This window comes from Marinimicrobium sp. (assembly GCF_002695945.1).
GTDB lineage: Bacteria > Pseudomonadota > Gammaproteobacteria > Pseudomonadales > Cellvibrionaceae > Marinimicrobium > Marinimicrobium koreense.
Map to the genome: position 1 here is coordinate 21,147 of NZ_NZQP01000019.1, position 25,851 is coordinate 46,997.

At 59.4% G+C, this 25,851-nt stretch carries 22 protein-coding genes; 13 read left to right on the forward strand and 9 right to left on the reverse strand.

The genetic code is table 11. The features are described 5' to 3' along the window. The first annotated feature begins 117 nt into the window (after nt 1-117). The 8 genes from CMG77_RS03315 (at nt 118) to CMG77_RS03350 (ending at nt 8,137) form a co-directional block, all read left to right on the forward strand. A complete protein-coding gene (locus tag CMG77_RS03315) occupies nt 118-891 on the forward strand; it encodes a flagellar biosynthesis protein FlhF (RefSeq protein ID WP_286805844.1) in 774 nt (257 codons plus the stop codon). A 14-nt stretch (nt 892-905) separates the two neighbouring features. Continuing rightward, entirely contained in the window at nt 906-1,397 is a 492-nt protein-coding gene (gene rimI, locus CMG77_RS03320; protein ID WP_286805843.1) for a ribosomal protein S18-alanine N-acetyltransferase, read from the forward strand. A gap of 98 nt (nt 1,398-1,495) precedes the next feature. Further along, complete coding sequence (locus tag CMG77_RS03325) at nt 1,496-2,893, forward strand: MATE family efflux transporter (RefSeq protein ID WP_286805842.1); 1,398 nt, start codon at nt 1,496-1,498, stop codon at nt 2,891-2,893. Continuing rightward, a complete protein-coding gene (locus tag CMG77_RS03330) occupies nt 2,880-4,106 on the forward strand; it encodes a sensor histidine kinase (protein ID WP_286876460.1) in 1,227 nt (408 codons plus the stop codon). The genes CMG77_RS03325 and CMG77_RS03330 overlap by 14 nt, the downstream gene beginning before the upstream one ends. Next, nucleotides 4,099-4,620: a response regulator transcription factor gene (locus CMG77_RS03335; protein ID WP_238559217.1), complete on the forward strand. Its 522-nt coding sequence runs from the start codon at nt 4,099-4,101 to the stop codon at nt 4,618-4,620. Before CMG77_RS03330 ends, CMG77_RS03335 begins: the two co-directional genes overlap by 8 nt. Nucleotides 4,621-4,786: 166 nt before the next feature. Beyond that, nucleotides 4,787-5,557, forward strand: coding sequence for a type IV toxin-antitoxin system AbiEi family antitoxin (locus CMG77_RS03340; protein WP_286805840.1), 771 nt, complete (start codon nt 4,787-4,789; stop codon nt 5,555-5,557). Beyond that, on the forward strand, nt 5,554-6,453 hold the full coding sequence (locus tag CMG77_RS03345; RefSeq protein WP_286805839.1) for a nucleotidyl transferase AbiEii/AbiGii toxin family protein: 900 nt from the start codon (nt 5,554-5,556) through the stop codon (nt 6,451-6,453). Before CMG77_RS03340 ends, CMG77_RS03345 begins: the two co-directional genes overlap by 4 nt. A gap of 100 nt (nt 6,454-6,553) precedes the next feature. After that, nucleotides 6,554-8,137 (forward strand): peptide chain release factor 3, encoded by a 1,584-nt coding sequence (locus tag CMG77_RS03350; RefSeq protein ID WP_286805838.1) that lies wholly within the window; start codon nt 6,554-6,556, stop codon nt 8,135-8,137. A gap of 76 nt (nt 8,138-8,213) precedes the next feature. Here the strand turns inward: CMG77_RS03350 and CMG77_RS03355 are convergent, their stop codons facing one another. Beyond that, nucleotides 8,214-9,371 (reverse strand): TonB family protein, encoded by a 1,158-nt coding sequence (locus CMG77_RS03355; protein WP_286903604.1) that lies wholly within the window; start codon nt 9,369-9,371, stop codon nt 8,214-8,216. Between the two features lie 309 nt (nt 9,372-9,680). Between CMG77_RS03355 and CMG77_RS03360 the strand changes: the two genes are divergently transcribed. The 4 genes from CMG77_RS03360 (at nt 9,681) to CMG77_RS03380 (ending at nt 14,686) form a co-directional block, all read left to right on the forward strand. Continuing rightward, nucleotides 9,681-10,325, forward strand: a complete 645-nt coding sequence (locus CMG77_RS03360; protein WP_286903605.1) for a cyclic nucleotide-binding domain-containing protein — start codon at nt 9,681-9,683, stop codon at nt 10,323-10,325. A gap of 85 nt (nt 10,326-10,410) precedes the next feature. Further along, nucleotides 10,411-11,088: a flagellar brake domain-containing protein gene (locus CMG77_RS03365; RefSeq protein WP_353743446.1), complete on the forward strand. Its 678-nt coding sequence runs from the start codon at nt 10,411-10,413 to the stop codon at nt 11,086-11,088. Between the two features lie 1,914 nt (nt 11,089-13,002). Then, on the forward strand, nt 13,003-14,061 hold the full coding sequence (gene dinB, locus CMG77_RS03375) for a DNA polymerase IV (RefSeq protein WP_286903607.1): 1,059 nt from the start codon (nt 13,003-13,005) through the stop codon (nt 14,059-14,061). A 199-nt stretch (nt 14,062-14,260) separates the two neighbouring features. Continuing rightward, nucleotides 14,261-14,686: an ExbD/TolR family protein gene (locus CMG77_RS03380; protein ID WP_286903608.1), complete on the forward strand. Its 426-nt coding sequence runs from the start codon at nt 14,261-14,263 to the stop codon at nt 14,684-14,686. A gap of 147 nt (nt 14,687-14,833) precedes the next feature. Here CMG77_RS03380 and CMG77_RS03385 read toward each other — a convergent pair whose 3' ends face one another. The 7 genes from CMG77_RS03385 to CMG77_RS03415 form a co-directional block, all read right to left on the reverse strand. Next, nucleotides 14,834-16,111 carry an aspartate aminotransferase type Ic gene (locus CMG77_RS03385; protein ID WP_286805828.1) on the reverse strand — a complete coding sequence of 426 codons (1,278 nt, stop codon included), beginning with the start codon at nt 16,109-16,111 and terminating at the stop codon, nt 14,834-14,836. Nucleotides 16,112-16,212: 101 nt separating this feature from the next. Then, nucleotides 16,213-18,114 (reverse strand): M48 family metallopeptidase, encoded by a 1,902-nt coding sequence (locus CMG77_RS03390; protein ID WP_286903609.1) that lies wholly within the window; start codon nt 18,112-18,114, stop codon nt 16,213-16,215. A 17-nt stretch (nt 18,115-18,131) separates the two neighbouring features. Further along, on the reverse strand, nt 18,132-18,731 hold the full coding sequence (locus CMG77_RS03395; protein ID WP_286805825.1) for a LemA family protein: 600 nt from the start codon (nt 18,729-18,731) through the stop codon (nt 18,132-18,134). Between the two features lie 59 nt (nt 18,732-18,790). Further along, nucleotides 18,791-19,378 carry a BON domain-containing protein gene (locus tag CMG77_RS03400; RefSeq protein WP_286805823.1) on the reverse strand — a complete coding sequence of 196 codons (588 nt, stop codon included), beginning with the start codon at nt 19,376-19,378 and terminating at the stop codon, nt 18,791-18,793. Then, nucleotides 19,378-19,965 (reverse strand): SIS domain-containing protein, encoded by a 588-nt coding sequence (locus CMG77_RS03405; RefSeq protein ID WP_024460839.1) that lies wholly within the window; start codon nt 19,963-19,965, stop codon nt 19,378-19,380. The genes CMG77_RS03400 and CMG77_RS03405 overlap by 1 nt, the downstream gene beginning before the upstream one ends. A 27-nt stretch (nt 19,966-19,992) precedes the next feature. Continuing rightward, a complete protein-coding gene (locus CMG77_RS03410) occupies nt 19,993-20,373 on the reverse strand; it encodes a YraN family protein (RefSeq protein WP_286903623.1) in 381 nt (126 codons plus the stop codon). After that, nucleotides 20,345-22,267, reverse strand: a complete 1,923-nt coding sequence (locus tag CMG77_RS03415) for a penicillin-binding protein activator (RefSeq protein WP_286903610.1) — start codon at nt 22,265-22,267, stop codon at nt 20,345-20,347. The genes CMG77_RS03410 and CMG77_RS03415 overlap by 29 nt, the downstream gene beginning before the upstream one ends. A 61-nt stretch (nt 22,268-22,328) precedes the next feature. Between CMG77_RS03415 and rsmI the strand changes: the two genes are divergently transcribed. Next, nucleotides 22,329-23,219, forward strand: a complete 891-nt coding sequence (gene rsmI / locus CMG77_RS03420; protein WP_286805820.1) for a 16S rRNA (cytidine(1402)-2'-O)-methyltransferase — start codon at nt 22,329-22,331, stop codon at nt 23,217-23,219. A gap of 157 nt (nt 23,220-23,376) precedes the next feature. Here rsmI and CMG77_RS03425 read toward each other — a convergent pair whose 3' ends face one another. Beyond that, nucleotides 23,377-25,812 carry a TonB-dependent receptor gene (locus tag CMG77_RS03425; RefSeq protein ID WP_286876453.1) on the reverse strand — a complete coding sequence of 812 codons (2,436 nt, stop codon included), beginning with the start codon at nt 25,810-25,812 and terminating at the stop codon, nt 23,377-23,379. Between the last annotated feature and the right edge of the window lie 39 nt (nt 25,813-25,851).

Genomic DNA, 25,851 nt, shown 5'->3' on the forward strand with positions numbered 1-25,851 from the left:
CCGTGGTTTGCGTAGGGCGGATAAGCGAAGCGCATCCGCCGTAACCCCAGCCCGACATTGTGGGTGATGTTTGCTAGAATGGCGGATTGATTTGGCCGGGCATTGTGACCTCTTTTTATGAATGAATATCAGCGACAGGCTTATCTGGACGCCCTGGGCATGGAACAGTACGTTCCGCGCTGGCTGATGCCGCATGCGCCGATGCCCACGGCCTGCGAGCTGCCTGTGGTCGAGCCGCAGCCAGCCGCGCCTGCGGTGGCTCGGGAACCTGCGAACGAGCGGGCGTCCGCTGAGGCACCGCGGCCGGTGGCGGATTTCCTGAACGATATGCGCGAACCGGCCAAGCCGACGCGTCGGGAAGCGCCTCCGGAACCGGAGAAAGTCGCCGCTGCGGAGCCGCCCGCCGAGCGAATCGAGCCCTTTACCCTCAGCATCTGGCGTTCGCCCTTGCCAATACTGGTGGTCGATGCCCGCCAGCCCCGCGCGGCCATGCCCACGGACCGTCTGCTGCGCAACCTGCTGCAGGCGCTGGCGCCCCACGATACGCAGCGGGTCAGCGAAGAGGTACTGCCCTGGCCGCTGGTCAACCACAAGGCGGTGCGTCTGACCAGCGAGGACGCGCGGGCCGAGCTGGGCACCTGGCTGGAAACCGAGTTGGCCAACCGGCCGGTGCGCCACCTGTTGCTGATGGGGGAGTCGGCCGCGCGCTTCCTGTTGCCGGAAGATAGGCAGTACGATGAAGCCCTCTGGCAGTCGCTGTCCCTGCCGCCGTTCGACATGCCCACGCTGGTCGCACCCAGTCTGTTGGAGATACTGCGCAACCCGGATCTGAAACGGCCGCTCTGGACGGCATTGCAGCCCTGGTTGCCAATGGACGTGACCGCGAGCTGACCGCTTTGACCACCATGACGTCGACTCCCCACCCTTCGCTCTCCATCGTGACTACTGCCACCGGTCTTGAGCTGACTTTCCGACCCTTGGCGTCCGCCGATATCGAGGCGGTCATGGCACTTGAGAAGCAGGTTCAGAGCCATCCCTGGCGACGGTCCAGTTATGACGACTGCCTGACCGGTCGTCATCACTGCTGGCTCGCCGAGCATCAGGGGCAGTTGGTGGGGTTTGTGGTGGTGGCCTGGGCCGCGGGCGATGCCGAGCTGCTCAATATTGCGGTCGCACCGAATCGACAGCGCCAGGGCGTGGGGCAGGCGCTACTGGAGCTGATGCTGGCGCAGGTCAAGCCGTTCGCCAGCATGGTGTTTCTTGAAGTGCGGGTGTCCAATCACTCGGCAATCGCGTTCTATGAGCGGGAGCAGTTTTTCGAGCTGGGGCAACGGCCGAATTATTACCCTACCGCCCGGGGGCGGGAGGATGCGTTGATTCTGGCGCGGCAGCTGTAGGGTGGCATAAGGCCGAAGGCCGTCATCCACCGTTCCCCGATGCCTGGGCGTCTCAGGTATACTGTCCCGCTTTAAATCCGCCTGCCGCCGTGGGGTTTATGTCACGACCGCTTACTGCAACGCTCACCGAAGGTTCCGTGGCCGGCCAGCTGCGGACCCTGGCCATTCCCATGGTCTGGGGGTTGCTGGCCACCATGTCGTTCAATGTGGTGGATACCTTCTACGTGGCGCAGTTGGGCAACCAGCCCCTGGCGGCGATGAGCTTTACTTTCCCGATTGTGATGATCATTACCAGCCTGGGCATCGGTCTGGGGGCGGGGTCTTCGTCGGCCATCTCCCGTGCCATCGGTGAAGGGGACGCCAGCTATGCCCGGCGCCTGGCCACCGACGCGATCAGTCTGACCTTTCTGGTATCGGCCAGCATGTGCCTGCTCGGCTGGCTGTTGATGGACCCGCTGTTCAGCCTTCTGGGCGCCACGCCCGATCTCTTGCCCCTGATTCGCGACTACATGTCCATCTGGTTTATCAGCGCGCCGTTTCTGATGGTGCCCATGGTCTGCCTGTCGGCCCTGCGTGCCCTGGGCATGAGCCACATCCAGGGTTACCTGATGAGCGCGGCGGCGCTGTTCAATGCCGCGCTGGACCCGCTGCTGATTTTCGGACTGTGGGGCTTTCCCGCATTGGAGCTCCAGGGTGCCGCCTTGGCGACGCTCGTCACTCGCATACTGACCTTTCTGGTGGCCTTTTACATTCTCGCCGTGCGGGTTCGGCTGCTGACCTACCCCTGGGTGGCCTGGCAGGCGCTGATGCGCTCCTGGAAAACCATTGTGCATGTCGGTGTTCCCGCCATGGCCACCAATGTGATTGTCCCGTTGGCGAGTGCGGTGGTGACGGTCATGGTCGCCCGCTACGGGACCGATGCGGTGGCCGGGCTGGGAGTGGCCATGCGCATCGAGCCGTTGATGTTGATCGTGTTTTACGCGCTGTCCGGTGTTATCGGTCCGTTCTTCGGGCAGAATTTCGGGGCCGGTCAACACCACCGTCTGAATGAGGCGGTAAAGGTACTCTCGTTATTCTGCCTCGGGTTTGGGCTCTTGATCGCGGTCTTTCTGTGGCTGTTTGGCGGGTTGTTGGCAAGCCTGTTCAGCGAGCATGCTGAGGTCTTGCGGGTGGCTGCTTTCTACCTGGCCGTGGTGCCCTTCAGTTACGGGGCCTACGGTATCGTGATGTCGGTGAATGCCGCTTTTAACGGCTTGGGTCGCCCTCTGCCGGCGATGGCATTGTCCGCGGGACGGGTGGTCTACGTGTTCCTGCCCCTGGCCTTTCTCGGCCAGTGGATCTGGGGACTGGAAGGCATCTTTATGGCCACGGCGCTGGCGAACTGCCTGGTCGGGCTCTGGGCCTGGGAGTGGCTGCGTCGTTACGTCCAGCAGGTTCGGGCTGAAGGTGGGCGTCGTGCGCTGGTCTCGGTGGAGGCGGGCCATGACCCCCACTGAACGCAGCCCGGAGCAGTATCTTCAGTGGGCGCGCTGGCTTCTGATTGCCGTATTGCTGGTGCCCATCGGTCAAGATGTTCTGTCCGGGACGGCGCTGACGGTGGATGGCTGGCTGGGTCTGTGGTGCTTTGCACTGGCGGTCCAGCTCGTCGCTTACTCGCCGTGGCCCCGCGCCGAACATCGGCGGCTCAGCCTCCATCTTCTATGCGATATTGTGCTCTGGAACGGGGTGGTCTGGTTGACCGGGGGCGCCACCAACCCCTTTGCCGCGCTGTTGTTGATTCCCCTGGTGCTGGCGTTTTTATTGCTGCCCTGGCGGTGGGCGGCTCTGCTGTTGATCGCGAGTATTGCGGGGCAGTTGGTGCAACTGGTGGCGGTGTCCGATACGCACCTCGGTCACGACGGCATGGGCGGACACTTTCAGGCCATGGTGGCCGGTTTTGTGATTGCGGCCCTGCTGCTGGCTTTGACCTTACTCTATTTGCGCCGGCAACTGCACCTGCGGGATCTGGATCTGCAGCGGCTGCGGGAAACCCAGTTACGCGATGAACAACTCCTGGCGGTGGGAACCGCCGCCGCCCAGTTGACCCACGAAATGGCGACACCGGTTCAGTCGATCGGTTTGCTGTTGGATGAAATGGAACTCACTCTGGCGCCCGCGGACCGTCAGGAGACGGATGCCGAACGCCAGTTGATCCGCCGGCAGTTGGAGCGTATTCAGGGATTATTGGCTGACTGGCGGCTGATTGCCGAGGATGTCCGCGCGCGGCGTCTGCAAGCGTTGCCACTGGATCAACTGCTGCAGTCGGTACGCCAATTGCTGAGTATCACCCGCCCCGGCGAGCCTGTGGCGTGGGGAGAGATGAAAGGGGTGGCAGGCTCTGGTGTGCGCGCCGATCGCACGCTGATGCCGGCCATCCTGAGCCTGCTCAACAATGCCCTGGATGCGGGCGGTTCGGTGCGGGTGAGTGGTTACTGCTCTGAGGGACTGTGGCGGCTCGACATTGATAACACCGGCCGGCCTCTGACACCGGAGCAGCGGGCGCGTCTGGGGGCCGAATGTCTGCCCAGCGATGACGGGTTTGGCGTGGGCGCGCTGGTCAGCTACGCCACGCTGGAGCGGTTTGGCGGGCGGGTGTACTGGTCCGGTGACGATCGCAGCACTCGAGCCCGGCTGGAATTGCCCATTCAGGAGTGTTCTGACGGTGACTAGGCTGCTACTGATTGACGATGATGCGCTGTTTCGCGACCTGATGACTCGCCGCCTGGGGCGCGAGGGCTTTGAGGTGAGCGCCTGCGCCGATGCGGAGGACGCGCTCGCCTGTGATCCCGAGCCCCTGGATGCGATTCTGCTCGATCTGATGTTGGGCGAGCGGTCCGGGCTGGACCTGATTGCGGAACTCAAACAGCGCTTTCAGCCCCGTGAATTGGTGGTGCTCACCGGTTACGCCAGCATCGCCACCACTGTGGAAGCGATGAAGCGCGGTGCCACCAACTACCTGGCCAAGCCGGTGGACCTGGCCCAGCTCCTCAAGGTGCTGAGAGGCACCGACGTGGCACAAACCGAGCCGCTTTCAGGCCGTCACGTCACCCCCGCCGAGCTGGAATGGGAGCATCTGCAACGGGTACTGCTGGAGCACGATGGCAACATTTCCTCCACCGCCCGGGCCCTGGGCATGCACCGGCGCACTCTGCAGCGCAAGTTGAAAAAGCACTCTCCGTTCTGAGTAGGCACCGTAGTCAGGTCCGAAATGAGCGCTTATTATGTACTCGGGCGTTTTTGAAGTTCCGGAGGTTTAAAAATAATATTTTTAAGGCATTCAAAGTACCGCTCAAAGGAAAAATATAAACAATCTCATTGCTTTTGTTTAAAAATTACGGTATTTTGGTACCATGAATACCGTTAGAGGTTCAAAATTAAACACGCTGTTGAGTACGCAGCCGAAAGGCACCGTGCTGTTATCTGCCTGGTTGACCGAACAGGGCTATAGCCCGGAGCTGCAAAAGCAGTACCGCAAAAGCCAGTGGTTTAACTCCATAGGCACCGGGGCATTGGCGCGCTGTGGAGATCAAGTGGATTACCTGGGCGGAGTTTACGCCCTGCAATCTCAGCTTAAACTGTCTGTTCACCCGGCAGGGAAGACGGCGCTCGCCATGCAGGGGAAATCGCAGTACCTCGAACTTCTGACTAAAAAAGCACTTCTCTTTGGCGGGCCAAACGAAAGTCTGCCTCTTTGGTTTAGAAAGCATGATTGGGGGGTGAGCGTTGACTGCAAATGGAGTGCATTTATGCCGCCGGAGCTAGGGCTGGTGGACCATGAGCACAAGAGTTTCACGGTCAAAATATCATCTCCGGCCCGAGCTGTGATGGAATGCCTATATATGGCACCTAAATCACAACCGCTTGTTGAAGTCTATGAGCTGATGGAAGGGCTTAATAATTTGCGCCCGGCGAGCGTTCAAAAATTGCTGGAAGGTTGCAATTCGATCAAGGTGAAACGCCTGTTCCTCTATATGGCTGAAAAGGCTGGTCATGACTGGTTGAGCTATCTCGACTTGAACAAAATGGACTTGGGGTCGGGTAAACGCGCAATTGTGCCTGATGGTGTTTATATTCCAAAGTACCAAATTACTGTGCCAAGGGAGTTGGCAGCATATATATGAATCAAACTTATAGAAAACAGGTTGGATTATTACTGAGCGTGCTTCCAGAGGTGGCTAAAGAGACGTGCTTTGCCATGCATGGAGGTACAGCGATAAACCTGTTTGTGCGTGATATGCCGAGGCTGTCGGTTGATATTGACTTGACCTATGTGGAAATCAGCCCTCGCGAGCATGCGCTTGCCTCGATCAATAAAGCGCTTATGCGTATCAAGGGTAGAATAGAGAGGCTTCTCCCCAGGGTGAGGGTTCATCACAGCTCTGATGCGTGCAAGCTACAACTTGATGAAGGCGGGATGCTCATCAAAATAGAGGTCAACATGGTTGGCCGGGGGCTGCTGGGTGCACCGGAAGAACGACCATTATGCAATGCGGCACAAGAGACATTTGATGCTTTTTGTGTAATGAGCCTGGTGCCGCGACCTCAGCTTTACGGTGGGAAGTTATGCGCTGCACTCGACCGCCAGCATCCCAGGGATCTTTTTGATATCAAGTTGTTGTTGGAAAATGAAGGGCTTAACGACGAAATTAGACCAGGCCTGGTGTATGGGTTGGTCTGTTCTAACCGTCCCACTCATGAAATGCTTGATCCTAACCTGCTGGATCAGCGTGCAACGTTTGAAAACCAGTTCGAGGGAATGAGCGCGCTAGCATTCACCTATGAAAATTATGAGCAGGTCAGACAAGGCCTAATTAAGAGGGTCAGGGAGGCGCTCGGTGAGAAAGACAGGATTTTCTTAAGTAGTTTTAATCGGTTGGAACCTGAGTGGTCAATTTATAACTTTCAAGATTTTCCATCAGTGAAATGGAAGCTTTTCAATCTGGAGCGATTTAAGCAAACCAGGCCAGGCGCGTATGCAAAACAACTGCGTCTTTTGGAAAAGATATTGGATCGTTGATTTCGAGCGACCCTGATCTCAGATAGAATGGCGGGCTCTCTCATCCCTTGAAAAGGGATGCTGGGTACAAATTTAGGTACAAATTAGGATTTAAAGTGGTATGGCTGATAGCAATTTTTTGAATGAAATCAACAAGCGAAGGACTTTTGCTATCATTTCCCACCCGGACGCCGGTAAAACCACCATCACTGAAAAGCTGTTGCTGTTCGGAAGTGCGATTCAGCAGGCCGGCTCCGTGAAAGGTAAGCGAGGGCCCCATGCCAAGTCGGACTGGATGACCATGGAGCAGGAGCGCGGCATTTCCGTGACCTCCTCGGTGATGCAGTTCCCCTACAAGGAGCGCATCGTCAACCTGCTCGATACCCCGGGGCACGAAGACTTCTCGGAAGACACCTACCGCACCCTCACCGCCGTGGACTCGGTGCTGATGGTGCTGGACGGGGCCAAGGGTGTGGAAGACCGGACCATCAAACTGATGGATGTCTGCCGGTTGCGCGATACCCCGATTCTGTCTTTCGTGAACAAGCTGGACCGGGAAGCCCGGGACCCGGTTGACCTGCTGGATGAAATCGAGTCGGTTCTGAACATCACCGCCGCTCCGGTCAACTGGCCGCTGGGTATGGGGGTTGATTTCAAGGGCGTTTATAACCTGTACACGGACACTATTCACGTGTACGAGAAAGGTCAGGGACACACCATTCCCGCTGACACTCAGATTCAGGGGCTGGACAGCGCCGAAGCCAGTGAGCTGCTGGGTGATGATGCCGAGGATATTCGCGAGCAGATCGAGTTTGTGCGCGGCGCGACCTCGCCCTTTGATGTCGAGGAGTACCTGGCCGGGCGTATGACGCCGGTGTTTTTCGGTACCGCCCTGGGCAACTTTGGTGTTCGCGAAATGCTGGATCACTTTGTGGACTGGGCGCCCAAGCCCATGCCACGCATGACCCATTATCGGGAAGTACAGCCCAACGAAGAAAAACTGTCGGGCTTTGTGTTCAAGATTCAGGCGAACATGGACCCGAAACACCGGGACCGTATTGCGTTTATGCGCATCTGCTCGGGCACCTACCGCCAGGGCATGAAGATGCGTCATGTGCGCCTGGGTAAGGATGTGAAGATTGCCGATGCGGTGACCTTCATGGCTGGCGACCGCAGTGCGGTGGATGAGGCCATTGCCGGTGATATCATCGGGCTTCACAACCACGGTACGATTCAGATTGGCGATACCTTCACGGAGGGTGAACCGCTGAAGTTTACCGGCATCCCGCACTTTGCCCCGGAACTGTTCCGCCGCATCCGCCTGAAAGATCCGCTCAAAACCAAGCAGTTGCAGAAAGGTCTGCAGCAGTTGGCGGAAGAGGGGTCTACCCAGGTGTTTTTCCCGCTGAATAACAACGATATCGTGGTCGGTGCGGTTGGGGTGTTGCAGTTCGAGGTGGTGGCTTACCGGTTGAAAGACGAGTACAAGGTCGAGGCCATCTACGAGCCGGTCAATGTGGCCACCGCGCGTTGGGCGGAGTGTGAGGATCCGAAAAAGCTTGAGGAGTTCAAGCGCAAGTGTGCGGACAACCTCGCCCTGGATGGGGGGGGTTACCTCACCTATCTGGCGCCAACCCGGGTCAACCTGTCCCTGACCGAGGAGCGCTACCCCGAGGTAAACCTGCGGGCGACACGGGAGCACTGATCAACGGGTCATGTTCTGAATACGAAAACGGCGCCTGTAGGCGCCGTTTTCGTATCGGTGCGAAGGTCTCGCTCTGTTACTCCGGGACCACGAAGGTAAAGGGTACCGAGAACTCGTACACGTCTCCGCGAATGACCTCGGGCACGTCCGGGAAGGGTGCTGCTTCCCGGATGGCCCGCTCGGCCTCCCGGTTGAGCAGGGAGTGTTCCGACTCTTCCAGCATATTCATGCTCTGGATGGCGCCCGCCCGATCGATCACCACTGCCACGCGAATCTCCCCTTCCTGTCCGCGCTGAAGGGCGCGTCGAGGGTAGCTNGTGTTTTGCAGGATGCTGCGCATCAGGTTGGAGAAATACAGCTGTTGCGCCCGCAGAGACTCGGCGGTCAGTAGCGGCTCGTCATCCTCTTCCTCTTCTTCGGCGACTACCGCCGGTTCGGGTTCAGGTTCAGGTTCGGGCGCCGGTTCAGGCTGTGGCTCNGGTTCTGGCNCTGGTTCGGGCTCCGGTTCTGGCTCCAGGGACGCCTTCGGCATGTCCAGAGCAGTCACCAGCGGGGCGGTNGCAGCGACCGGTGGCGCGCTGGACTCCGGTTCGGGCGACGGTTCGGGTTCGGGTTCCGGTTCCGGCTGGTTCCACTGGGCCACGGTTTCTATCCGTGCGGCTGAAGGCTCGATGGCTTCAAAGCGCGAACGCAGGTCACCGGGGATCTCGCTCGGAGAGAGCAGGTTGTCCCGGAAGGTCGATGACAGGGGGACATTGCCCACCCAGGCGCGGGCCAGCAGGTTGAAGAAGGGCTCATCCTCAATCACGCCGAGCTCGACGCCATTCAAACCCACCGCAACACCGGTGCCGGGGTTGAGCTCAATGGTGACCACATCGTTCTGGCGCAAACGCCCCCGGAACAGATTGGAGAAGGCCACCATGTTGTCGGCCTGCGCTGTGAGGGCGCTGCCGCTGTTGTTGATGGAGACCCCTTCAATCCACATCCGGCTGAAACGCCGGGACGGGATGCCATTGTCGGCCGTAATACGCAGCTCCATGCGCTTGGCGCCGGGGCTGTTGAGCGCCGTGTCAGCGCTATCAGTTCTGGACTCAAGATAGAGCGCACCAATGAACATTTCATTGCCCAGTTCCTGATGAGACGCCAGGCCGTTCAGGCTTGACGCCGCCATTGCCGNGGGGGCGAGGTACAAGGCAAACGAGAGCAAGACAGACATTACTGAGGCTTTGAACATAAGCGAATCCCAATTCACATCATTATTATGTGCGTCCCGTAATTCCGCACTTCGTCGGGCATCAGCCNGCTATCATACAATAAAATGTTGATTNGATGGGCAGTGTGGGTCGGACGAATTTGGGCGAAAATGGGGCAGGTCTATTCCTTTGNGTCATAACCGTGCAGATTTCTCAACNCGGAGCAGNGCCGGTTGTCAGACGTCAATGGACAAGGCTATGATGCGGAGCAACCCCTGTGGGCGGTGGAGCCGGCCCGGGGGAATAATAAACAATATACTGACCGCTCCGGGGCAGAGAACTTGGCANCTATGGAAATAAAACCCCTCAACAAATTTCCCCGAGATACCGTTGAACGTTGGTTGCTCACNATTCCTTTTTACAAAACCGTCAAACAGCAGGACAACTGGCAGTTCGAAATTCTGCTGGATCGGGCCCATATCGCNTACTACGAACCCGGTGANCAGGTACTGCAGCGNGGNGAGCGGGACCAGTGGCTGTATTTTCTGCTGANAGGGCANNTGGACGTNTACCCNAANGAGCAGGTGGAAGGNCCNTCCATCAATCAGATTACNCCGGGCGAAGTGNTCGGCGACCTGGCCATGCTGATTGGNCATGANCGNACGGCGACCCTCATNGCCTCACCGGGNTGCCGGCAAGTGGTTGTANTGGCCTCGGACTTCAGNGAGTTTGCCAACCTGGAGTCCAANCGGCCGATCACNNTGGCCACCAANNTNGCCTANTACCGGAATACCGTGCACAGCCTGCGCTGGAAGCTNGAGGTGTACCGCGCCCAGAATCCGCAGCACAGCTTTGCTAATCGCCATCGACAGATCCGNTTGTACACTGGCCCCAAAGACACCCNCGAGGAGCTCTCGGCCCTNCACGCCCAGGCGCAATCGCTGGCGCGCCTGTTGCTGGAGTGGAATGGTGAATTTGGNGCAGCGCGTCGTTAGNTGGCCNGTAAATTTGCTATCATGAGGTTTNTTNCGCGCCCGGCGGCCAANGGCCGGGNCCGATTGTANTCTGTTCAGGGCCNCTATGANCTTTGACGATTTGAAACTTCGGCCGGGCTACCCGCTTCAAGTCCAGGTCGAAACCAGTACCGGGATGTCCGAGCGTTATCCGTGCCGCTTTGTGGGGGCCATGCCAGGGCGGGCGCTATTGCTGTCNGTGCCCCGTGTCAATGGTCGTTTTCTGCGCTTGCGTCCNGGGCAGAAGGTNGTGGCCCGGATGATGGTGGCGAACGGGGTCGGGGTTTTTACCTGCTCGGTGGAGAGCCAGGCCACGGATCCCTACCCACTGNTACANCTTGATTACCCCGAGGAAGTCGGCTTTAAAGGCATTCGACAATCCACCCGTGTGGAAATNGNNTTGCCGGTCGTNGTGCTCAATCAGAGNAGCCTCGAGGCCTCTGAAGTAGACGCTCGTGTGGTTGATATCAGCCTGTCGGGTGCGCGCCTGGAGTTGGATCGTATTCTGGGCGATATCGGAGATAAAGTATCCATTACCGCCCAGGTTGAAGTGGCCGGGCTCTATCGCGANCTGCGCCTCGAAGCGGTCATCCGCTCCCGGGTTGAGCGNAGTACCCAGGANCTCAAGCAGAACACCCCGGTAGTGTACGGGCTGGAATTCNTTGAGGCNGATGAAGATCGCCGCTTGCTGTTGGCCGCCTATGTGTATGCGAAAATTGCCCAGGATCAATTACCCACACCTTAGCGCCGGTCTGGCGTTGTGCCTGTGTCTGAGCGCGGCCGCTCCGGTCCAGTCGGTTGANCTGGAGCAGCTGTGGCTGCCCAAATCCTATCTACGACATCTTCCCCGNCTGTANGANGCTGCGCGCCTGGTGGAGGAATCCCCGGGNTGTGAAGAGCTGCTGGAGGGCACCAGTCATCTCGGNCGGAGCACACTCGAGCATCCCGTCTTCACCCTCAAGTGCCGCAATCCATCGGGCCAGACTTTCAGCCTGATGGTCGACGGCCCCAGCCTGATGAAAGTGGATGANACCCGNCCCGGTGGCCTNGTGTCCTTNGAGCAACTGCGGGAAGAGTATGAGCTGGCTCAGCAGCGTGANNGGGAGCGACAAGAGAAGGCCCGAGAGCTCGCCGCACTGGAAGCGCAAAAGCAACAGACCGAGCAGGAGCGCCAACAGTGGTTGCANTGGTGGGANGATGAGTTTGCCCGGCGNGAGACGTTCTGGAAGGANTGTGTCGNNGCNCTGGANCAGCGAGTGGGCGGAATGCAGGCACTGGAATGGCTGACTACCGAGCGNCCTGANCCCGAGTTGGGGCAGGAGCCAAACCTGGAAAGCCATCCGCCGCTCACCTATGTGATCGACTTCAATGCAGAGAGNTATTATGGCGAGGCGCTGTTTTATCGGGCGGCTTGTCGCCAGGACGACCAAGGGGAACTGGAGCTGGATATCANGGCGCGAAGGGACTAGATAAAAATGGTCAGACACAAAAAAGGGTCCCTGAGGACCCTTTTTTGTGGAACCGCCANNAGCGNTTAGGCGCTNGGGGTTGCCTTGGCNGGACGGCCGCGNCGGGCGCCNGCCTTTTTCGCCGCTGCTTTTTTAGCGGTGGTTTTTTTGGCCGCNGTTTTGCGGGTGCCGGTTTTCTTGGTGGCGGCCTTCTTGGCAGTGCTCTTACGCGCAGCGGTTTTCTTGGTNGCTGGCTTTTTGGTCGCCGCTTTTTTCTTGGCGGTGGTCTTTTTGGTGGCTGCCTTNGCTTTGGCNGCGGCCTTTTTGGCTTTTGCCTTGGCCTTGGCGGCNGCTTTCTTGGCCGCTACTTTCTGNCGTGCTGCCAGTTTCTTGGCGGCGGCGCGGGCGCGGGCGGCTTCTTTTTTGGCTTTCGCNTTGGCTTTGGCGGCCGCTTTCTTGGCNGCGGCTTTGGCGCGAGCGGCTTCTTTACGAGCGGCGGCCTGCTGAACCTTGGCCATGGCGGCTTCGGCNTTNGCTACGGCTTTGTCGTGCTCATTGGCCAGTTTGTTGGCGGCCTTGATTTCNGCCAGGGTCTGCTTGGCGGCTGCCAGATCAGCNTTGACCGTATCGTGAGCGGCCTTCGCCGTGTTCACTGCGGCCTTGGCGGCTTCTGCCTGCTTGGCNGCGGCGGGGGTTTTCTTCTTGCGCGCNGTGGCCAGNTTGGCNCGGGCTGACTTNACTTTGGTNGCCGCTTTGGTGGCTTCCTTGGTCAGTGCNGTTACGGTTTTCTGGGCATCGGTTTCCTGTTGAGTGCGGGCTTTGCTCAGTTGNGCTTTGACCTGAGCGAGCTCTTTTTCCAGTTGCGCAACAGCGTCAACGGACGNTTTTTTGCGTGCAGCCATGGTTTGCTTCCCTTATTGTTTTGGAAGAAAAAATGAAGGATGAATAAAAAAGCAAAATACAAACAGGTGATAAGTTAAAACTTTGTGGTGAAAATTCAAGTTTTTTATTGCGAAATCAGGAAAATAAACCGCTTTTTCGTAAAAAAAACCCGTTTTCGGGTTTTTNGAACAGNCGATTGAANTGTTNACCGGTTGGTTTTGAGTTTNNCGGAAAGCTNNCCNCTGATTCGTCAGTGNACTGCGGGCGTTATCCTTGAGTGCGNTTTCTGTATATAATCACAGGTATGATTCAAGGTCGGGACACGCTTTGTGCGTAAAATTATTCACTGTGATGCGGACTGCTTTTTTGCCGCAATCGAGATGCGGGACGATCCGAGTCTCCGTCATCGNCCGATTGCGGTGGGGGGCAGCTCGGATCGGCGCGGCGTNATCTCCACCTGTAATTATGAGGCGCGNCGNTACGGNGTTCGCTCNGCAATGGCNTCGGCTTACGCCAAGCGTTTGTGTCCGGACNTGNTGATTGTGCCGCATCGGATGGATGCCTATCGGGAAGCGTCCCTGCAAATGCGTCATGTGTTCTANGATTTTTCCGAACGAGTGGAACCTTTGTCGCTGGATGAGGCCTATCTGGATGTNACCGACAGNGAACACTGTCAGGGTAGCGCCACCCGGATTGCCGAGGCGATTCGCGAGCGGGTTCATGACGCGCTGGGTATCACCATNTCGGCNGGCGTTGCACCCAATAAATTTCTGGCCAAAGTGGCCAGNGATTGGCGCAANCCCGACGGNTTGTACGTGGTNCCNCCNANNCAGGTAGANGAGTTNGTNCGGGCNNTGCCCGTTGAGCGCGTNCCGGGNGTCGGCCGGGCCACGGCCCAGAAGCTGNCGCAGATGGGTGTGGCNACCTGTGGNGACCTGCAGGCTTTTGATGTGTTNGAGCTCAGTGAGCGCTTCGGGGCCTTCGGCGTNCGTCTGCACCACCTGTGCCACGGGCGTGANGAGCGGGCGGTGACGGTCAGNCGNCGTCGCAANTCCCTCAGTGTGGAGCACACCTTTGCCCAGGACCTGCCNGANCTCGAGCATTGCCTCGGGCAGTTGCCNGGGCTGCTGCAGTCNCTGGCCCTNNGGTTGCGCCGGGTNGATGGCGATTATCGGGTGGTCAAGCGGTTCGTGAAGCTGAAGTTNGAGGANTTCACCTCCACAACCCTTGAGNGGGCCGGTACCGATGTCAANCAGGNNGCNTACCGGGCGNTGTGNGAGGAAGCGTTTGTGCGCGGNGATCGNCCGGTCAGGCTGCTCGGCGTNGGNGTGCGGTTTGTGGATTTNCGGGAAGATCAGGCTTTTTACCAGCTTGATTTATTCTCTTAGCCGCATTTTTAGGGTGTTTTCACACCCATCAAGGTGTAAGAAGGACTGTTGGCGGGCGCTGGTATGGCCACAATGGCAAGAAAGCGATGGTCATACAGCAGTAAAAGCTGTTAGTATTCGGGTCTGTTTCTGAGGGGCTCTAGGGCGCCCAGTGATTTCAGACACCCAGTGATTTCAGATAAGAACGGGAGTAAGTGCGGTGAGAAGAAAGAAGAGCCGTAGCGGTGATGATAGTAACGATATCGATTTGACCCCCATGTTGGACGTGGTGTTCATTATGTTGATCTTCTTTATTGTGACGGCGTCGTTCGTCAAAGAGATCGGCCTCGACACCAATGTTCCCGAAGAGAATGACCAGCCGCCGCCGGAAGATGCGGATCCCAACATCGTGGTCGATATCCGTCAGGATAACCAGGTGTGGATGGAAAACCGTCGCGTGGACACTCGGGCAATTCGTTCCAACATTGAGCGGATGCGGGCGGAACTTCCGGAGGCCACCGTGATCATTCGGACCCACGATCGTGCCGACGCGTCCGTTTATGTCTCAGTAGCGGATGCAGCTCGGGCCGCCAATGCGCCCAGTATTGTTCTTGTGCCCATGCCGGAAGAAATGCGCGCTCGATAAGATCGCCTGTTCTTCGGACATAAAAAAACCACCGACAAAATCGGTGGTTTTTTTATGTCCGCCTGATGGCCCTGAGGGTGTTCGACCAAAACTGCCTGGCGGATCAGGCGCCCTCAGTGGGGCGCCTTCTGCTCAGTCTTCGACTCTTTAGCTGGCGAGTTGCTTGCGCACCGAGGCCAGTTTGACGCAGACCACAAACACCTTCATCGCCCCTTTCACTTCCTCGACGCTGGGCACTGAGGGCGCAATACGGATATTGCGGTCCTCGGGGTCTTGGCCGTAAGGGAAGGTGGCGCCCGCGGGCGTCAGCTTGACTCCGGCCTCGGCCGCCAGACGAACGGTGTCCTGAGCACAGCCGGGACGAGTGTCAAACGACACAAAATAGCCACCTTGAGGTTCCTGCCAGTTGCCCAGATCGCTCTCTGCGAAGGCTTCGTTCAGCGCATCCAGTACCGCCGCAAAGCGGGGCTTGAGCAGTTCGGCATGACCCTGCATGTGCTTCATCAGGGCGTCCCGGTTGGGCAGGAAGCGGCTGTGACGAATCTGGTTGACCTTGTCCGGACCGATGGTGCAGGTTCCCAGAAACTGCTTGAACCCTTTCAGGTTGGCGGGGCTGGCGTTGACGAACGCGACCCCGGCACCGGCGTGGGTGATCTTTGAAGTCGAAGCGAACTGAATGACCGAGTCTTCGGTACCGTGCTGGGCGCAGGCTTTCATCACACAGGCCAGTTCCGGTGGGTTGTCGACCAGGTCGTGAACGGCGTAGGCGTTGTCCCAGAATACCCGGAAGTTCGGGCCCGCGATTTTACCCAGTGCGGCAATACGCTCAACGGTTTCATCGCTGTACACCACACCGGTCGGGTTGGAGTATTTGGGGACACACCACATGCCCTTGATGCGCGGATCGTCTTTGACCAGCGCCTCTACTTTGTCCATATCCGGACCGGCGTCGGTCATGGGCACGGCAATCATGTCAATGCCGAGCTGCTCACAGACCGTATGGTGACGGTCGTAGCCGGGAACCGGGCAAAGGAATTTCACGTTGCCCTCGTTTTTCCAGGCGCTATCCGCGCCGGTCAGGCCGAACTGGTGAGCGGTCAGCATGACCTGGAACATCAGGGTCAGGCTGCTGTTGCCACCGACCAGCACATCGTCGGGATCGACGCCCATCAGGTTGGCGCCCAGTTGTTTGGCTTCGGGCAGGCCGTCCAGGCCACCGTAGTTGCGTGTGTCGGTGCCGTCGGCGGCTTTGTAGTCACCTTTGAGAATGCCATCCAGCGCATCGGACAGGCTCAGCTGCTCCGGAGAGGGCTTGCCTCGGGTCAGATCCAGGTTGAGTTTCTGGTTGACGATGCGTTGATACTCGTCGGCCAGTTCGGTTTCCCACTGGCGCAGTTGTTCCTGTGTCGCTTGATCCAGTTGCAAGGTGTCTACCTCAATGGTTGGTGGGCGAAAGGGNCATTATAACCCTTGGTGGGTGAAGATTTAACCGGGCATGGTCGTTAACCGCGGACGACCGCTGAAGCTCATGCCTCGAGCGGTGGGGTCGGGCAGTCCANNGCGTCCGCCACGGCGCGGTAGAGCTCCGCNTCCCGNGGNGTGACCCNCTGGTCCTGNAGNAGGCATTCGCGCAGCGCNTTGAGTAATTCGGGCTTTTCCANCGGGCGCAGTTGGCGCAATCTGTCCAGGGCGCTGTCGAGGCCNNTGAAGCCGATGTCCTCGGTGGGCATCAGTGTGCTCTCCAGGCCCAGCCGGGAGGCGCCGGCCCGGTAAGCCTGGGCCGGTTGGGTGCGACCGGCCCAGGCNGCGACCGACAGCAGCAGTCGGGCTTCAGCCTGGCAGTACGCCAGCTTGAGGCGCTGGCGTTTGGGGACCGGTGCCACCAGGTGGGTGTGTGCCAGCCGGTAAACGATCCATTCGCTCAGTTGTACTCGACCGTCGGCTTTCGCCAGACCGCTCAAAATGGCGAGAAAGTCCCGACGCTGTTGATCGGAGAATTCATTGAGCGAGGGCAGGGCCAGCTCAATCGCCGGTAGGCGCAAACCGTCCGGCAGTTCCGCGCTCTGAGTCATCACCGAACGCAGCGCGTTCAGCTCGGTTTCCTTCAGTTGTTCCGCGAGGTAGCTCCACTCGGATGCGCGCGAATTCGCATCGGAATTCAACTGGAGTCCCCAAAGTAATCCCCGGGCGCTGAAGGGGTCCCGGGCGGCCTCGCGCAAGGTCTGGGGTAGTGTCTCGAGGGTGGCCTTTGCCTGTTCAATCGCCTTAGGACTGATCTCACCCGTGTGATGCCCCGCGCTGCTGGCCACCGCAACCGCCGCCGCCATGGCTCGGGCCGTCTCTTCTCGCCCGGTGGTCGAAGCGGATTCGGACGTTTGCGCTGCCGCTGTACTGTCGGGCTGACTCAGCGGGGTGAAGTCCCCCTGCCAGCCGGGCAGTACCCGGCGAATCCGGTCTTCCAGCGGTGGGTGGGTGGCCATCAGGCCGCTCAGTCGTGCCTTGACGCCTTCTTCGAAGTACATGTGGCTGAATTCATTGGCGTCACTGGCCGACAGTTGTGAGCCGTCCGGGGAGTGGCCGATTCTGATCAGGGCGCCGCCGATGCCCTCGGGATTGCGGGTGTACTGAACCGCCGAGGCGTCTGCCAGGAACTCCCGCTGACGACTCACCGCCGCCTTGATCCAGTTACCGAAGAAGGTGCCGACAGCGCCGAGGATGATCAGTCCCAGTCCGATCAATGCGACATTGCCCTGATTGGAGCGGCGACGCAGTCCTCGGCGGGCACCGCTGCGCGCCAGAATATGGCCGAGCAGACCGATCAGAAGCAGGCCGTTCAGCACCGCCACCAGGCGCAGGTTCAGGCGCATATCGCCATGCAGGATGTGACTGAACTCGTGCGCAATTACTCCCTGCAATTCATCCCGGGAAAGCTGCTCCATGGCGCCACGGGTGACCCCAATGACCGCGTCGTGAGGGCCGTGGCCCGCAGCGAACGCGTTGATGCCGGCTTCATTCAGCTCGTACACCGGGGGAACCGGTGTGCCGGAGGCAATGGCCATTTCCTCGACAATATTCAGCAGTTGTCGCCGGGGCAGTTCCTGGCTGTTGCCGGGAATCAGTTGGCCGCCCAGGGCCTCGGCCACGGCCTGCCCACCCGCGCGCAACTGCAACCATTTGAAGCCACTGCCGACCAGAACCAGCAAGCCGACCATCAGAGAAATCCAGGCGATGGGTTGCCAACCCACTTGTTCGAGCAGGCGTCGCCAGTAGCCGCCACCGCCGGCCGTTTGCACCGAGGTCAAACCGACGCTGGCGACCACGAATACCAACGTGGTGAGGGCAATGATGCTCAGTACCGCCAGCGTCATTAACACCACCAGGCGACGGGTGTTGCGGCGAGCCAGCTCCTGGTGTTCAAAAAAATCCATACCGGGGCGGCCGGGGCTTATTTGAACGAGACTTTGGGGGCGGCCTGAATGGCTTCGCTGTCGTCAAACTCCAGCAACGCGGCATCCTCACGATGGCCGAGGTGTCTGGCGAGAATGACCGGTGGGAAGCTCTGCTTATAGGTGTTGTAGGTCATGACCGAGTCGTTGAACGCCTGGCGGGCGAACGCGACTTTGTTTTCGGTGCTGGTGAGCTCCTCATTGAGCTGCATCATGTTCTGGGACGCTTTCAGATCGGGGTAGGCTTCCATGACCATGTTCAGGCGGCCCAGTGCCCCCGCCAGACTGTTTTCGGCGCCGCTCAGTTGTGCCATGGCCTGTGGGTCGCCGGGCGCGCTGCGGGCGGCGTTGAGACCGACGAGGGCCTGGTTGCGTGCCTGGGTTACGGCTTCGAGGGTCTCCCGTTCATGGGAGAGGTAGGCCTTGGCGGTTTCGACCAGGTTGGGGATCAGGTCGTAGCGGCGTTTGAGCTGTACTTCAATCTGGGCAAAGGCATTTTGAAATCGGTTTTTCAGTGCGACCAGGCGGTTGTAAACGCTGATCAGGTAGAACACCAGCGCGCCGATCAGTACCAGAACAACGATGGTTGAAACGTCCATAACGCGAATCCTTTTACCGGGGATGAAATTATTATTCAGGCGCCGGGGTGACCGGCGCCTCAGTCAATGTATTCAAATACTCGCACGACTCGCTCCACACCGCCAGTGCGGCTGACAATATCGGTGATTCGATCGGCCTCGGCCCGGGACACCAGACCCATCAGGTACACACTGGCGTTTTCGGTGATCACCTTGACCCGGCCGCCCTCGACATCGCGACTGGCATACAGCTTGGTTTTGACTTTGGTGGTCAGCCAGTTGTCGTGGCTTCGGGTCATGAAGGAGATCGGCGCGTCGACTTCCAGCTCGTTGTGCACCTGCCGGACGCTGTGGATGGCATCCACGGTTTTGCCGGCCAGGCTGCGCAGCTCGGCGTTGGGTACCTGACCCACCAGCAATACCACGGCGTTGTAGCTGTGCACGTCGATAGGGGAATCGTCCAGGCGTTGGTGGGTTTTGTTGATGTTGACGCTGGCAATGGTCTCGATTTGGGAGTCGTCAATGCGCATGCCCAGCGAGCGTTTCCCGGGGTTTAACTGGATGGGCTCGCTGGTAGTGGCATCGACAATGGTAGTGCAGCCTCCGAGCACCGATAGCAGTGCGGTCAACAGAACGGCGGGCAATCCCAAAAAGCGTGGACGAGCCATCAGTGGAATCCTCCGAATAAATGTTGATCGATCAAATCACACAAACAGAAAATCGTCAGCAGGTGCACTTCGTGAATGCGTATCGCCGAGGGCAGGGCCGCGCGCAGTTCGATGTCCCGGTGGTCGAGCAGGGCGGCGGCGTCGCCACCGTCGCCGCCCGTGAGTGCGATTACCCGAATGTTGCGGTCGTGGGCGGCGCTGATGGCCTGCAACAGGCTGCCGGCGTTTCCGGTGCTGGTGATCAGCACCAGTACGTCGCCATCCTGCCCGAGAGCTCGCAGGGGTTTGGCGTAGACGTCATTGCCGCCACCGTCGGCGGCAATGGCGGTCTGGGTGATCATGTCGGCGCCCAGATTCAGCGCCGGCAGGCTGGGCCGCTCCTGCTCGAACCGGTGTACCAGACTGCTGGTGAGAATCTGCGCCTGAGCGGCGGAGACCCCGTTACCGCAGGTGAGGATCTTGTGGCCGTTGAGCAGCGCTTCGACCATCACTTCACTGGCGTGAACAATCTGTGGGGCGAGGCTTTCACCGGTCTGCATGGTGGCCTCAATGCTTTCGTGAAACAGGGTGATGACCCGTTGTTCCATAGGATGTCCCGTTTTCGAGTGACGGGCTCAAATTGCGCTGAACGCGTCTTTGAGCCAGGTTATTGGGGCGCCGGCAGCGCGGCGCGGATCGAACGCCACCACATCGAAACGACAGGCGACCCGATCGGTCAGTCCGGTGCGCTGCAGATAGTGCTGCGCGGCGCGAATCANNTTTTGCTGCTTGCGAAAATCCACGGTTTCGGCNGCNGAGGCAAAGCCNTTATGGCGGCGNAGTCGAACTTCAACAAAGACCAGCGCATTGCCATCGGCCATGACCAGNTCNATCTCTCCGGCTTTGCAGCGGTAGTTTCGGTCCCGGACCGTCAACCCCTGTGCCGNCAGATANCGTTCGGCNTCCTGNTCGGCGGCTTTTCCGGCCTCAGCGCTCGCCGGGCGGTTGTAAGTCATCACGCAATTCCTCCTGAAGCGCGTTGTCNCGTGGGGTNGCGGCGGCCATGGGCCGGGCNTCTCCCCCCTGAAATTGGGCCCAGACCAGCTCCCGCTCAATCCGNCCACCGGCGCGCATGCGCAGCGCGCCGGTGGCGCCGTAGAGTCGGGCATCCTCNATCTGNTCCAACTGGGGCAGGCGCGGGTAGAGCCGGTAGGCGTCCACACCCAGNGCGTGCAGACGGCTGTANATGGCCGCCTCCCGNCTGTGTTCGGCCAGNGTNGCNTTCTCTTCNAACTCGCCGTTGAGCAGCCAGGGCAGGGTGTTGAAACGNACNCCGTTCAGGTCCCGATTNCTNTTGGTGTCCCGNTCGCCGGTGTAGATGTGACTGGTGGCGTACACCGGCAGNTCGCCGGCGTAGTGGAANGCCAGNGTCGGNCGTATCTGACGGCCCTGNTCGGGATCGGCCATCAGGAAAATCATGTCCAGNTCNTNGCGCCGCCGTGGNTCNAATTCCAGNGCGCTGCCGAGCAGGCGGGTCAGGGNCTGTCGGCGGGCCTGNCTCTGNTCAATCANCAGNGCCTGCTGAATGATCCGGGANTANTCACCGCTGCCGGGNAACTGNCTGTCGATCGANACTTCGCCGCCCAGCGCTTGCCACTCCCGGGTGAAGGCCTGGGCGCTGCGNGCACTCCANTTGCGGTCCGGAGCGAGGATCATGGCGTTGCGGTGGCCTTCCTGATAGGCGCGACGGGCCACCTGACGGGCCTCGTCCTCCGAGGCGAGGCCAAACTGATACAGGCCCTCGGGCGCTTCGGGCCGCTCTTCATTCAGAGTGCTGTCAACGTAATTGAGGGTCAGCACGGGAATAGGCAGNAGNTCCTGTTCATGCAGTTGCCGGACCTTGTCCTTATCCAGTGGGCCGATGACCAGATCGGCACCTTCGGCCATGGCCTGTTCGTANAGCGCCAGAATGTCATCGCTGGCGCTNGTGTTGTATNGGCGTANCTGGGGGCGCCGGCTCTGCTCATGTCCGGCTCGATAGTAGGCGCTGAGGAAACCGTCGCGNACGGCATCAGCGGCTCGGGCCAGGGTGCCTTCCTCGGGGAGCAGCAGCGCGACCTGCCGGGGCTGTTGTTCAATCAGTCGGCGTAGCAGNTGCAGATCGTTGGGCAAGTTATTGCTGGCNGGNTGGTTGGGCCAGGCGCTCTGCCATTGATCCACCTGGGCTTGCTGCCGTTCAAGATTGGCCTGATTGTCTTTACTGATCGCGGCCAGTTCGAGCCAACCGCGCAGCGGTGTCTGGCTCTCACCACTGATGGCCTGTTCCAACTCCACCAGAGACAGGGACATCAGGCTCTGCCAGAGCTGTTCCCGGTTCTCGGCGCTCGCCGGTTCCTCGGGGCTGAGGAGTGAGTCCATGAGCATGCGTTCATTGACGCTGGCGATGACATCGCCGGTGCGCTGGTACAAATGGGCGCGCAACTCACGCAGCGCGAGCTCGCGCTCCGGCGCCATGGTCTGCCACTGTTGTTCAAGGCGGGGGTTGGTTAGAATGCGTNCGGCCAGATAGTAAGACCCTTCATTCAGTGCCACTGAGCCCAACAGCTCGGTGTGCAGCAAAAATCCGCGGGTATCCAGTTGGCGGCTATCAATGGAGGTCAGCAGGTTGCGGGCCCAGTCGTACTCCTGTTGTTCGACCAGCAGGTTGGCGGCTTCCAGCAGATAACCTTCGCGTTCGGGCGACTGGCTGGCGCGGGCCTGATCCACTAGTGTTTTGACGCGGGCTTCAATCGCCTCCCGGGACAGGGGGGGCTCATCCGCCGGGGTTTCCATCGGAGGTGTGCTGCTGCAACTGGCCAGAAGCCAGACCAAAAGCGCGAGCAGGGTGCACAAATATCCCCGGTATTGCATGATGATGTTCTCCACTAATACAGCTTACGATGTGAGTGCAACCAGACGATAAGGCACGTTTATGACCTCCAACACGACATCAGATCCGCTGGCATCCAGTGGCAGTTCGAGTACCGCCGCGGCCGGTGTTCTGTATGTTGTCGCCACGCCTATTGGCAATTTGGCCGATATGGTACCCCGTGCGGTGGAAATTCTACAATCAGTGGCGTTGATTGCGGCGGAGGATACTCGCCATAGTGCGCGACTCCTGTCACATTTTTCCATATCCACCCCCTGCATCGCTTACCACGACCACAGTGATAGTGAGCGCACCGAAAAAATTCTGGATCGGGTGGCCGCCGGGGAGTCGGTGGCGCTGATCTCCGATGCCGGTACGCCACTGGTGTCAGATCCCGGCTATCGGCTGGTGCGTTCAGCGCGCGAGCGCGGCCTGAATGTGGTACCGGTACCGGGTGCCTGCGCCATGGTCGCGGCGCTCAGTGCGTCAGGCCTTCCTTCAGATCGCTTTTCCTTCGAAGGGTTCCCGCCGCCCAAGGCGAATGCCCGCCGCCAGTGGCTGGAGGCACTGTCCGCCGAGTCGCGCACCCTGATTTTCTACGAGGCGCCGCATCGGGTGCTGGCCTGCCTGGAAGCCATGGCCGAGGTGATGGGGGGTGACCGTGAGGCGGTGATTGCCCGTGAGCTGACCAAAACCTTTGAGACCATTCGGCTGGCACCCTTGGCGGAGCTGGTGGAGTTCGTTCGGGCGGACAGCAATCAGCAGCGGGGGGAGATTGTGCTGATGGTGGCGGGTGCTTCAAACCGTTCGGACAGTACGCTGGATGCCGAAGCTGAGCGGGTGATGGGCATTCTGCTGGAGGAACTGCCGGTCAAGCAGGCGGCCGCGATGGGGGCGAAGATTACCGGGGTGAAAAAAAACGCCCTGTATCAGTGGGCGCTTGAGCAAAAGTAGTTTGAGTGGGAGAGGGTGGTTACGGCGGATGCGCTTCGCTTATCCGCCCTACGCAGGTTTGTACCGCTGCGCTCGGCCGTAGGGCGGATAAGGCCGAAGGCCGCATCCGCCGTAACGAACCCACGCGCATCCGCCGTAACCCAGCTTGCTTAAAGCATCAAAACCGCAAAGTCCCCTGCAGCGCAACACTCCGCGGCCGTTCATAGAAAGCGTAATAACCGCTGCCGGTCCCAATGCCGTTTTCATTTTCAGTTAGCACCGTTGCTACCGGTAAACCGTTGGCGTAGCTGACAATGGCCTCATCGGTCAGGTTCTTGCCAATCAGCGCCACTTCCCAGCGGTCGTCCTGGCCGCTCAGCGCCACCCGGGCGTTCACTTTCACGTAGCTGCCCTGAACCATGCGCGGGTCCAGGGTGGGTGTTGCCAAGTACTCGTCGCTGTAAATCAGGTCCAGGGTGCTGCTCAGGGTCAGTCCACGGCTCAGCGCCAGGGTGTGATTGGCGCTGATGTTGCCCTGAAATTCGGGGGTGAATTCCCGGGTTTCGCCGCTGGCGTCGCACTGGGTCTGTCCCGGCGCCTGGCCAAAGTAGCACTGGGCGGTGGGGAAATCGTCGTACTCGAAGTCCAGCCAGGCCAGACCACCGGAGATCATCAGTTCGTTGGTGGCCATCCAGCGTCCGTCCAGCTCCAGCCCCTGAATGGCGGCCTCGGCGGCATTGGTGACGTTAAAGCTGAAGGCGCCGTCAAACTGGCTGGTCTGCAGGTCCTGGAAGTCAGTGTAGAACAGGGCCGCGTTCAGCTCGGCCCGGCCGTCGGCGAGGTTGAACTTGCCCCCGAGCTCATAGTTCTTGACCTCTTCATCCTCAAATTCAAAGACCCCCGTGATGCTAGGGCTCAAACCTTGAGCCTGGAGCTTGACGTTAATGGCGTTGTTTAGGTTCGGGTCAGGATGTGCGTTTGATCGAACATCGAATCCGCCGGATTTAAAGCCAGTAGTGTAGCTGGCGTAAATCGTATCTGAGCCATTAAGGTCATGTTGCAACGTGAGTGACGGTGTAAAGTTAGACTCGGACCGGGACTCTGACAAAGTATCGTAAGGCTCTATGTTGAACAGCCCAAACAGCCCGTTTAGCTCGTCCATTGGAGAGCCAATCGGTACCTCCTCCGGAAGGCCGCTCTGTTCATCCAGTGCCGTATGGTATTGTCTTCGGCTTGCGGACTTGTCTTCGTGGGAGTATCGGCCACCAAAGATCAATCTGGTTGCATTCGTAAGTTCATACGTGCCTTGAAAAAATGCGGCAGCAATATCGCTGTCCTGCACAAAAGTTCTTTGGCTTGCTGCACCACTCAGTGCAAAGGGATTCCATGGAGGCGCTGGCTCTGAGCCGGCGAAACTTGCTGCGAGAGCCGTCGGTAGCAGGCTTGTCGTTGGTACGCCGATCTCATCGTCGAATTCCAAATCGCTGCTTTGATAGAACAGGCCACCTAAATAGCTGAAGGGGCCGGATTCCGGTGATGCAATGCGGATTTCCTGGCTGACCTGGCTGTAATCCTCTTTCGACAGAATGTTGAACATCGGGACGCCGACGAAGTCGCAATCGCACAGTTCTTCATAGTCGTAGGTGGTATAACCGGTCACGGCGGTCAGGCTGTGCTCGCCCAGCTCGGTCTCCACCTCCAGCATGGCATTGCGGGTGTTGTTGTAACTGAAATCGCCGTTGGACTGACGGTTGAAGTCCTGGGTGGTATCCAGGGTGTAGGCGCCGCCGGTCAGTTGGCTCAGAACGGCCGAGTAGGGCACTGCGCCCTCTACATTCAGCTCCACCGGGTTGACCACCTCGAGGTTGCGCCCCTCCTGATCGAACGAGCCATCCTCAAGTTTCAGGGTAATATCCCACTGGCTGTTGGGTTGCCAGAGCAGGGTGCCGCGCACCACCTGATCTTCTTCCCGGGTTTCATCCTGACCGGTGGTGGTGTTGTGGAAGTGACCATCGATGCTGCGATCCAGAACGGCCAATCGGCCACTGAGCTGATCGGTCAGTGGACCGGAAACGACCGCGCGCAGGTCCTGCTCGCTGTGTTCGGGCTCGTACAGGCCGGTCACTTTGGCGAAGAACTCATCGGTGGGGCGGGCCGTCGTGATACTGATGGCGCCCGCCGTACTGTTCTTGCCGAACAGGATGCTCTGTGGGCCGCGCAGAACTTCGACCCGCTCTATGTCCAGAAATGGCGCCCGGCTGAGCTGGGCGCGGCCAAAGTGGACCCCGTCCACAAATTGGGCGGCGGACTGCTCGAAGCCCTGGTTGACACCGGAGCTGATGCCCCGGATTGAAATGGTGGTGCCGATGCCGGTCTGGGTCATGTTCAGACTGGGTATGTAATCGGCCATGCGCTCGATGCCGGTGATGCCGGTATCGTCGATTTTCTCGCCCGCCATGGCGTTGACCGAAATGGGGACATCCAGAAGGTTCTGCTCGCGCTTTTGCGCGGTGACCAGAATTTCCTCCAGGGCCGGTGTGCTCTGGGCCTGGGCCGTGACGCTGAAGCTGGCCGCGATGGCCAGTGAAAGTGCGGTAAGTTTATAAGTGTTCACAGACGTCTCCTGTCCTTTTTTATGGTTGAGCTTATTTTA

Excerpts from the sequence above, each read along its gene's own strand:
- CMG77_RS03315 (WP_286805844.1), top strand. The coding sequence starts at position 118 with ATGAATGAATATCAGCGACAGGCTTATCTGGACGCCCTGGGCATGGAA.
- rimI (WP_286805843.1), top strand. The coding sequence starts at position 906 with ATGACGTCGACTCCCCACCCTTCGCTCTCCATCGTGACTACTGCCACC.
- CMG77_RS03325 (WP_286805842.1), top strand. The coding sequence starts at position 1,496 with ATGTCACGACCGCTTACTGCAACGCTCACCGAAGGTTCCGTGGCCGGC.
- CMG77_RS03330 (WP_286876460.1), top strand. The coding sequence starts at position 2,880 with ATGACCCCCACTGAACGCAGCCCGGAGCAGTATCTTCAGTGGGCGCGC.
- CMG77_RS03340 (WP_286805840.1), top strand. The coding sequence starts at position 4,787 with ATGAATACCGTTAGAGGTTCAAAATTAAACACGCTGTTGAGTACGCAG.
- CMG77_RS03345 (WP_286805839.1), top strand. The coding sequence starts at position 5,554 with ATGAATCAAACTTATAGAAAACAGGTTGGATTATTACTGAGCGTGCTT.
- CMG77_RS03350 (WP_286805838.1), top strand. The coding sequence starts at position 6,554 with ATGGCTGATAGCAATTTTTTGAATGAAATCAACAAGCGAAGGACTTTT.
- CMG77_RS03395 (WP_286805825.1), bottom strand. The coding sequence starts at position 18,731 with ATGGACGTTTCAACCATCGTTGTTCTGGTACTGATCGGCGCGCTGGTG.
- CMG77_RS03400 (WP_286805823.1), bottom strand. The coding sequence starts at position 19,378 with ATGGCTCGTCCACGCTTTTTGGGATTGCCCGCCGTTCTGTTGACCGCA.
- CMG77_RS03405 (WP_024460839.1), bottom strand. The coding sequence starts at position 19,965 with ATGGAACAACGGGTCATCACCCTGTTTCACGAAAGCATTGAGGCCACC.
- rsmI (WP_286805820.1), top strand. The coding sequence starts at position 22,329 with ATGACCTCCAACACGACATCAGATCCGCTGGCATCCAGTGGCAGTTCG.